Annotated in this window: 8 protein-coding genes; 6 read left to right on the top strand and 2 right to left on the bottom strand. The window is 55.0% G+C overall.

Annotated elements, in window-relative coordinates; genetic code table 11:
- Positions 1-16 precede the first annotated feature (16 nt).
- From ENN40_02620 to ENN40_02610, 3 genes are all read left to right on the top strand, one after another.
- Positions 17-1,834: a sigma 54-dependent Fis family transcriptional regulator gene (locus ENN40_02620; GenBank protein HDP94236.1), complete on the top strand. Its 1,818-nt coding sequence runs from the start codon at positions 17-19 to the stop codon at positions 1,832-1,834.
- A gap of 122 nt (positions 1,835-1,956) precedes the next feature.
- Positions 1,957-2,598: a septal ring lytic transglycosylase RlpA family protein gene (locus ENN40_02615; protein ID HDP94235.1), complete on the top strand. Its 642-nt coding sequence runs from the start codon at positions 1,957-1,959 to the stop codon at positions 2,596-2,598.
- Positions 2,481-3,344 (top strand): sulfite exporter TauE/SafE family protein, encoded by an 864-nt coding sequence (locus ENN40_02610; GenBank protein HDP94234.1) that lies wholly within the window; start codon positions 2,481-2,483, stop codon positions 3,342-3,344. The genes ENN40_02615 and ENN40_02610 overlap by 118 nt, the downstream gene beginning before the upstream one ends.
- Before the next feature lie 33 nt (positions 3,345-3,377).
- Here ENN40_02610 and ENN40_02605 read toward each other — a convergent pair whose 3' ends face one another.
- Both ENN40_02605 and ENN40_02600 read right to left on the bottom strand, forming a co-directional pair.
- On the bottom strand, positions 3,378-3,572 hold the full coding sequence (locus ENN40_02605; GenBank protein ID HDP94233.1) for a hypothetical protein: 195 nt from the start codon (positions 3,570-3,572) through the stop codon (positions 3,378-3,380).
- A 10-nt stretch (positions 3,573-3,582) separates the two neighbouring features.
- Positions 3,583-4,680, bottom strand: coding sequence for a response regulator (locus ENN40_02600; GenBank protein HDP94232.1), 1,098 nt, complete (start codon positions 4,678-4,680; stop codon positions 3,583-3,585).
- Between the two features lie 179 nt (positions 4,681-4,859).
- On the opposite strand from ENN40_02600, the gene ENN40_02595 reads away from it, so the two are divergent.
- The 3 genes from ENN40_02595 to ENN40_02585 are packed head-to-tail and all read left to right on the top strand — an operon-like array spanning position 4,860 to position 8,355.
- Positions 4,860-5,939, top strand: coding sequence for a HAMP domain-containing histidine kinase (locus ENN40_02595; GenBank protein ID HDP94231.1), 1,080 nt, complete (start codon positions 4,860-4,862; stop codon positions 5,937-5,939).
- Positions 5,930-7,321: a sigma-54-dependent Fis family transcriptional regulator gene (locus ENN40_02590; GenBank protein HDP94230.1), complete on the top strand. Its 1,392-nt coding sequence runs from the start codon at positions 5,930-5,932 to the stop codon at positions 7,319-7,321. The genes ENN40_02595 and ENN40_02590 overlap by 10 nt, the downstream gene beginning before the upstream one ends.
- On the top strand, positions 7,318-8,355 hold the full coding sequence (locus ENN40_02585; protein HDP94229.1) for a hypothetical protein: 1,038 nt from the start codon (positions 7,318-7,320) through the stop codon (positions 8,353-8,355). The genes ENN40_02590 and ENN40_02585 overlap by 4 nt, the downstream gene beginning before the upstream one ends.
- Positions 8,356-8,899 lie beyond the last annotated feature (544 nt).

Here is an 8,899-nt window from a genome sequence, read left to right as displayed (position 1 = left end):
TTCGTATACTCTCACCATGAAATACCTGCTTTACTACCGGGACGGGTTTCTGAAGAAATTTCCCCTGGATAAGGCGGAAATCACCGTGGGACGCAGTTCCGCCAACGACCTGATCCTGGAAGAAGATGACATCTCTCGGCGTCACCTGCAGATTGAAGTGAAAACCGATCATATCGTGTTGCGGGACCTGAAATCCACGAATGGTGTTTTTGTTCGGGGCCGGCGTATATCCGTGGCGGTCCTGCGCATGGGAGAGAGTTTCAGTCTCAACGGGTTCTCTTTTTACCTGCGTGAAGGATCACTCGAGGAATTCCAGTTGACCAGAGAACTGGATCCGGTATTCGAGCATATCCAGCGTGAGAACCGCAGTCGCAACAGTTTCGATGAAACCCGTTACGTGCGCGACGTGTACACTGAATTCCTCAAGCTTTTTCTCCGGGCCGGGATGGGACGCAGTGATTTTTCCGAATTTCTGCGGGAGATTTCCGTGGAGTTGGCGCAACTGCCCATTCCCGGAGGGCTGTTCCTGATGGAGGGGGGAAAAAACGGAGTGGGGATCTTACTGGCCGTCAATCGCCTCCCCTCCCTGGCGGAATTGGCGGAGCATCAGGTTGTGCCGGGTCATGACGTGTTCGCCGAATGCTTGTTTGACATCCCCCTGGAGGCAAAGGAAAAAGTAAGGCTCTTTTCTCAACCCATGAAATTGGGAAAACGCCCCGCCGCCCTGGTTTACCTTCATCCGGGAGATAAGCATTCGACTGATGAACGCCTGCTGGAATTTCTGACGACCCTGTCCCGGGAACTGGAATTGCTTTTTCTGGTGATCGAAGAAGCCGGCCGAAAGATCATTGTGACCAGTGAAATTCCTGAGACAACACCGGACATTCCTTTCGTCGCCATGGATCCCCGTATGCGCCAGTTGGTGCAGCAAGCTGAACGCATCGCCCGTTCCGATCTCTTTGTCACCATCCAGGGGGAGAGTGGAACCGGCAAGGAGTTGTTCGCTCGTCTGCTGCATGACCGATCCAATCGCGCCAAGGGGCGGTACGTCGCCATCAACTGCGCAGCCATTCCCGAAAGCCTGCTCGAATCGGAACTCTTCGGTCATGAGAAAGGCGCGTTCACCGGCGCCCACGCCCGCCGCCAGGGAAGGCTGGAACTGGCTTCCGGAGGTTCCCTGATCCTTGACGAAATCGGTGAGATGCCCATGGGTCTGCAGGTCAAATTGTTACGGGTCCTGCAGGAACACGCTTTCTATCGAGTGGGCGGCAATGAACCTATTCGCGTTGACCTGCGCATCATTTCTCTTACCAATATGGACCTCATGGAAGCCATCCGTGCAGGTCGTTTCCGCAGTGACCTTTATTATCGCCTGGCCCATCACCGTTTCTCCATTCCTCCTCTGCGGGAGCGTCGTGTGGATATTCCGGGACTGATCAACTTTTTTACCCGCAAATACTGCCGTCGCAGCCGCAAGAACATCCGCGGATTCAGTGTACAGGCGTTCGAGATTCTTCAGCGCTGCAGCTGGCCCGGTAATGTGCGGCAACTTGAGAATGAGATCAATCGCTTGGTGAATCTCTCCGACGAAGGCGGACTGGTGGGGGCTGAATTGATTTCTGAAGAGATATGTGCGGACATTTTCACCGTGCAGGCAAAAGAAACGGTTCCCATTGTGCGTGGAGAGTCCGAGCACCAGCGTTTGGTGCGATTGCTTGAACACAATAACTGGAATAAATCACGCACCGCCAGGGACCTGGGTATGACCTACCAGGGGTTGCACAAAAAGATGAAACGCCTGGGGATCAAGCGACCCGATTCAATAGATAGTTAAATCTTCTGAGGTTGATGTGGGACTGCATTTCAATGGAACCTGGAATGCCCCTGCAAACGCCCGCAGTCGACTGAATATGTCAGGGAAATGAAAGAGCGGCATCGCCGTGGTAAAATAAGCAAATGCATCGCCTGATCATCCTGTTTGCCACGGTTCTGCTCCTGGTGACTGCCTGCGCCCCTCAAAGGCATATGGTGCGGGAGCCGGTCGCCCCGGTTGCCGGCGGTCACACCATGGAAGGCACCGCTTCCTGGTACGGCGAAAAGTTCCATGGCCGCAGGACCGCGAACGGTGAAATTTACGATATGCACCTGCTGACCGCGGCCCACAAAACACTGCCGTTTCATACTCTCGTGCGCGTGACCCGTCTGGATAGCGGCCGCACCGTGATGGTGCGCATCAATGACCGCGGGCCGTTTGTGGCGGGGCGCATTGTCGACTTGTCTTTCGCCGCGGCCCGGCGCCTGGGCATGACGGAAGATGGCACGGCTGTGGTGCGGTTGGAAGCGGTGTCAGCTGATCTCCCGTTGCCGCCGCCGCCGGCCGCGGGGGTGCGCGTACAGGCGGGCGCTTTTTCAATTTGCGACAACGCATTGGTTTTGGTAAGGAAGCTGTCGGCAGCGTTCGGTGTCGAGTTCGCCGTTGAATCCGAAAACGGCATTCACCGTGTCTTTTCACCCCTTCTAAAGCGGGGGGATGCGGAAATTCTTTGCAGGCGTTTGCGGGCCGCCGGTATCGAGGCTTTTATGCGCGAGGCCTTTTGACGGCCGTAACCCTTGGCGCGGGCGCGGCGATTCTGTTTGCCGGGGCACTGGTACAGAGCGCGGCGGGATTCGGATTCGGCCTGTTCGCCGTACCCGCATTGCTGGTAACGGGGTTCACGTTGCCCCAGGCGGTGATGCTGTGCGTGGTTGGTTCGGCGTTACAAAAGATAGTGGCCGTGTATGCGTTGCGTCGTCACGTTCCCTGGCGGAGTTTGCGGCCGCTGATTGTTTCCGGGCTGACAACCCTTCCCATCGGCTTCTGGCTGATGCATCGTCTTACCATGGCCGGGCGTGATGCCGCGGGAGTGGTGGTGGCGGTACTGATACTGGGATTGCTGTTGTTTCGCAGGGCGGCCGCGCCCACGGGTAGGGGATCCGTTCACCCGGCATGGGGGATTGCGGCCGGTGCGATATCGGGCGTGCTCAACGGTCTGGCCAATATCGGCGGTCCGCCCGTGGTGTTGTGGAGCCTGGCCCATCAATGGTCCAACCCGCGGTTGCGGGTAACCACCCTCGCCCAATCCCTGGTATTTGTTCCGTTCCAGGTGGTGGTGATCTCGCTGGTTTTCGGGCACAGCGCCCTGGTCGCCCTGGCGTGGGGCGTTCTCATGTCGCCGCTGGTGGTCCTGGGCACGCGAGCGGGCCTTTACCTGGGCGGCCGGGTGCCGGTCCACCACCTGCGTCTGGGCATGGAATGTCTGCTGGTGCTCATGGCCGTTTCCGCGGCCCGCCCGTTGTGGTCTTAGCTTACGGTCCTTCCAGAACCGGACTGGTACAGGTTACATGAACTGATCGATGTCCATGCCGAGAATCTCGTCGGCCGCAGTCTTGAAACGGTTGATCACTTCCGGGGTGTCTTCCATTTCGCTGGCCTTGGTTCGGGGAATCCCGGTTTTCTGCGCCAGGTTCATGCGCGCGTCATACCCGCCCTTTTCCGTAACAATTGTGTAAATCTTTTCCAGTGTCGCACCCATGATCTCCTCCTCAGCCGGCGATGGCTTCTTCAAACGTGTCGATGGCCTTGGGGATGGCGATGTTCAACAGCAGCCCCAGTTTGGCTTTATTTGTGTCTACCAGCATTCCCCAAAGGAAATCGCCCATGGTAATAACGACTACCATCTTGTCATCGACCAGGTCCAAGATAAAATAACGGCCCAAAGGGGGGAATCCGGCTCCTTTAAGGGCCTTGTTGTTGGAAAGGGTGATCTCGCCCATCAGGGCGCAAGCTTTGGGATTGGAATTCCAGCCGGCCAGGCTCTGTCCGTCATGAGCCCCAAAGATGTCGGTTGCCAGCAGGCCTTCACCCATGTCTTCTTTCAAAACATCGACCGCTTTTTCCAATAGTCTTACATTCATGGTTTTCTCCTTTTCGTCCCCCATGATCTCATCAAGGGACAGTTGTATGGGATTTTCATCGATTTCCTTCATGGCGTTCATCAGCAACACCATGAAGGGCATGTCGATACTGTGTTCAACATCCGCCGCCGCCGGCTCCAGGGAAAAGCGCCCCTGGTTCAGTTTCAGCAGTTTCTGGGCGGCCTTCAGTCCGGTCAGTTCACCGAATTCGGCATTGATGATTTCGCCTTTTTTAAAAAAGATATGGCCGGTATGGTCATTAATGTCGATCCTGACGGCAAGGGTCTTTCGCTCCAGGTTGATCATCTGCAACAGCGAGGTGATGTCGATCGAGTCTATATTTCCGGACAATCCCTGTTTCTCGACAAAGAAATCCAGGATTTTCTGGGTAAACCACTCCAGGTTGAAGGGCTTGATGATGATGTCCAGTCCACCCAGTTGGCGGATGCGATTGAGTACTTCCACCGTTCCGTAAGCGGTCATGGCGATGAAATCGCCCTTGAACTTCTTTTTACGCAGGTGGACGAACAAATCCAGTCCGCTTTTGCCGGGCATACGGATGTCGGAGACAACCAGATTGTAGCGGTTCTTTTTGCACTTGCGGATGGCCTCGTCCACGGAGAAAGCGATATCGGTCTCAAATATCCCCTCTTGTTTGGCCAGGCCCTCCTGAAGCCCTTCCAGGAACACTTTTTCATCATCGACCAGTAAGAGTTTCTTTGCCATTGTTTATCTGTCAAGATTAAAGCAAGATCATTGCCGAAACATGAGCCCCTTGCTGAGAGAGCCTTTCCCCGGGAAGGGGTTGATTCAGCTGAACCGAAAGGGACCCATCAGTCCAATGCGGTCCGGTTCGTTCCGGCCCGGTGGTTGCTTTCCGTTTACTGTTTGTGTATACAGTATTCATGACTGGTTCGTCCCTGGATCCACCTGCAGTCAAGGATTTTTTCCCGGCCGTGTCTTTCAATGAAACCGACCCCATTGTTTTGCGTGAGATCTGCGATTCCATTCCGATCGGAATCATTGCCATTGATCCGGGAACGACATTGCCTACATTCGCCAACCGTCATTTCCTGACGTTTTCTTCTGCTCAGCAAAAGCAGATTGTCGGTCACGTTCTCAGGCGCCTCCACCATGAATCGGCCACGGAACCCGCCATGCCTTTGAATGAAGAGATTGAGATCAGGGAGAACGATCATCGCAACATATTCGGGTTTACCATTTATCCGGTTCGTAAAGATATGATCGTTGTATTCGTTTCGGATATTGCATCCAAGTCCATTCTGATGCAGAGTCGTCAGGATAACCTGTTTTTTGATCGCTTTTCCGAGATGGTGGCGGAGGTGGCCCATGAAATCGGCAATCCCCTGACCGGAATCACCACGATCCTGCAGGTGTTGAGACTGAACATCGCCGGCTGGCCACGAGAAAAGATCGATGATTACCTGCATCGGTGCATCAGTGAGATTGACCGGCTCAATGCATTCCTCAACCGGATTCGGGATATCTCCGGAGAAGCTGCGCTGGACATTCAACCGGTGGTTTTGCGGGACCTCCTGATGAGTGTCTATGAGCGCAATCGTGTTCGTTTCGAGATTCGAAAGGTGGCTTTCCATTGCCGGGTGGACAGTGATATCTGTGTGCGTGTCGATGAGGGGGCCTTGTACAGAATCCTGCTCAACCTGGTGAACAATTCACTTAATTTTTTGAAAGCCGGGCAGGAAGTCAACGTTTACCTGGAAAGTGTGGATCAGAGTTTTATCAGCCTTGTCTTCAGCAACAACGGCCCTTCCATTCCGGAAGAGGACTTGGATCGGATCTTTTTACCTTTTTTCACGACCCGTGAAACGGGCGAAGGTATCGGCCTGACCATTTCGCTGAAGCTGATCACTCGTATGGGCGGGCTGATGTCGGCCACGCCGCCACTGGAAGGACAAAATGGAGCTCGTTTCGTGATTCATATCCCCCGGGGGGATTGCCCTTGAGTCGCGTTAAAGAGGCGGAAACGACTTTTCCGATCCTGCTGGTCGAAGATGACGTCAATCTAGCCGCGGCCGTGGCGGATTTTCTTCAGGACAAAGGGTTCCTGGTCCACAAGGCGGGAACCTGCGCCCGCGCCCGGGAAATCCTGGATCACAAATCCGTCCATGTCGCCATGGTGGATCGCAAGCTGCCCGACGGTGAAGGTACCCTGGTGGCGGACTATATCAGTGCCCGGGGATTTAAGACAAAAATGATCCTGGTGACCGCTTACGGCATGGATCAACACCTAAGCGAATCGCTGAAGAAAGGCGCTTTTGATTTCCTGCAGAAGCCCTTTGACCTGGAAACGTTGCTTAAACGGGTATGCAATGCCGGTCGGCTTTACCGGCTTGAATTCTCTTCACAGGTTCAACATGGTTTTTTGAAATCGGCTTACCGTATGGTCGGGAAAAGTCCGGAAATTGAACGAATCCGCCATGTCATTCATCATGTAGCGCCCACGGATACCACGGTGCTGGTTGCGGGCGAGACCGGGACGGGTAAGGAGTTGATCGCGCGCAACATCCACCTTGACAGCCACCGCAGCCAACAGCAGTTCATCAGTGTCAACTGCGCTTCGATTCCGGAAACCCTTTTTGAATCAGAGTTTTTCGGCTACAGGCGCGGTGCTTTCACCGGCGCGACCCGGGACAAAACCGGGTATTTTGAAATGGCGGCTTCGGGTACACTTCACCTGGACGAGATCGGCGAGATGCCCCTGGAGTTCCAGGCAAAGCTGCTGAGAGTCCTGGAAGGGGGCACTTTTATAAAGCTCGGAGGTGAAGATGAGTCCCGGGTGGACGTAAGATTGATCGCTTCCACCAACAAGGATCTGGAACAGGAGGTTGAGCGGGGACGGTTCCGCCGGGACCTGTTTTACCGCATCGCGGTTTTTACAATTCATGTCCCTCCCTTGCGGGAACGAAAAGAAGATATCCCCCTGCTTGCCGCTCATCTCTGGTCCGGATTGACCCAGCGCATGGGCATGAAGGAATCCGCTCTGCCCGTGCCTCCCGAAGTCCTTTTCAACCAGCCATGGACGGGAAATGTGCGGGAATTGCGCAATTTTCTGGAGCGACAACTCTTGTACCTGCGCATGGGGCGGCCAGCGGAACTAGACGTTGATGCGGGCAGTGAAGGACGTATTTTGAAAGAACCCCTTGAAGGGCTCACCTCCCTGGAGGAACATACCCGCAATTATGTGATAGAGGTTCTGGCGCGTCTGGACTACAACAAGGCCCAAACCGCCCGGGTCCTGGGCATCGGACTGACCACTTTGAAACGATGGCTGAAGCAATGGGATGTGCGTGTGGAGCGCCGCCTAAACAATCAGGAGACCGGATGATTTTTCGTATCGGAATGATCGGATTGATGCTGCTGTGCGGTGGGGCTGACAAGCCCGCTCCGAGGTGGGGAAAGATGCTCCTTACCGATTTGTCTTGTTGCGGACTGTTTTTTGCTACCTCCGAGTTGCCCGACAGCGGTGGAAATATCGTGGCTGGGCGTAGCCGCTACGGCCCTGCAAACCTGTTGGACGGAGACTTTACCACGACCTGGGTGGAGGGCCGGCCCGATGAAGGCATCGGGGAGTCGGTTTTCGTGGTTGTCCCCGACAATTGCCGCACCCTGAGTGTGTTTCCCGGCCATGGGCGCAGCCGGGAGCTTTTTTTGAAAAACAACCGGCCGGCCCGCCTGGAGGTCACTTTTCTAGCGGGAATCCATTGTGAGGGGGAAGTGGCGGAAACAGGCCTGATGTTTCACACCCGCAGGTTTGCACGCGGATTCCCGTTGGAGCTGAAAGACGAATTCCGGCGCCAGACTTTTCCTGTTCCCGTCACATCTACTGAACTTGCGGAGTTCCTGGCCCGGGCGCGGCGGGAATTCAGCCAGGGTTTTGACAGGCCGGTGAAACAGGTGGTGCTGATTGCACAATTGGAAATCCGCGGGGTTTATCGCGGTACCCGCTGGAACGACACCTGCATCAGCGAGGTATTCGCCCACGACCGTTTTGTTCCCAATGGCGATCTATTGTTTCCCCGCGTTTCCCGGGTTTACGTCGATGATACGCGTCCCGGTGCGATTCTTCTGAACACTCCGGATAAATCCGCTGTGGAGGCACTGAAGCAGGCGGACGTGGTTTTCCAGTTGGGGGAGGTGTCAGCAAACGGTTACTGGGCCGTCATCATGCAATTGTCCGCCGCTGCGCCTCCGGGACGGGTGGAAACCCGCTGGCGTTTGCTGGATGTGCGGCGGGCCTGTTTTGTGGAGGATGACCTGGCACGGACGTGGGGAAGCGAAGTGTTCGGCCCATTTTTCCTGGGGCCGGACTCCGGATTCCTCTACCTGGAACACGCCTGCGGCCGCGTCCGGTTGTACTGACCCGCATTCTGCGCGACAATCCCTGCTCGAAATGCAAGCTGAGCCACATTTCTCACAACGATCTGCTGACAGTAAAACCAGGTTAAAGTGAAAAGTGAAAAGTTGAAAGTAAATGCCCTGCAAGATCTCCAAGACCTCCTGCCGACGCTCCCGAGATCTACCTACAGAACTCCCCGGGTATTCCACCTTCCACTTTTTTATTCATTCTTCCTAATTCTTTAGGTTCTCTTCCATTTTGTGTGGGTTTGGGGGTTATACATATTTGAAAAAATGATAAGGCTGCGAGAGTACCCTTTCGGGCACAAATCATCGCTCACCACTTCGGTTCAGACCCATGCGGTCTTCGGCGGACTAAAATGACCCCGGTGGTTATTTGGGATGTAATCCGGGGCATCATTTTACCTTCGGCCGTCCTGCCTCAGACCATGGGTCCCCGGAACCTGCCGTTTGCGTTCGCTTATGCTTTATGCCCTGCGGGTATGTATGCCCTCTGGGTACTCATCACAACAATTTCTCGCTCATCATCTATGCGGATTTACCCACA

The organism is Candidatus Aminicenantes bacterium (assembly GCA_011049425.1).
Classification (GTDB): Bacteria; Acidobacteriota; Aminicenantia; order UBA2199; family UBA2199; genus UBA876.
The sequence above is the reverse complement of the archived record's forward strand: the minus strand, read 5'-3'. Positions and strand labels throughout refer to the sequence as shown.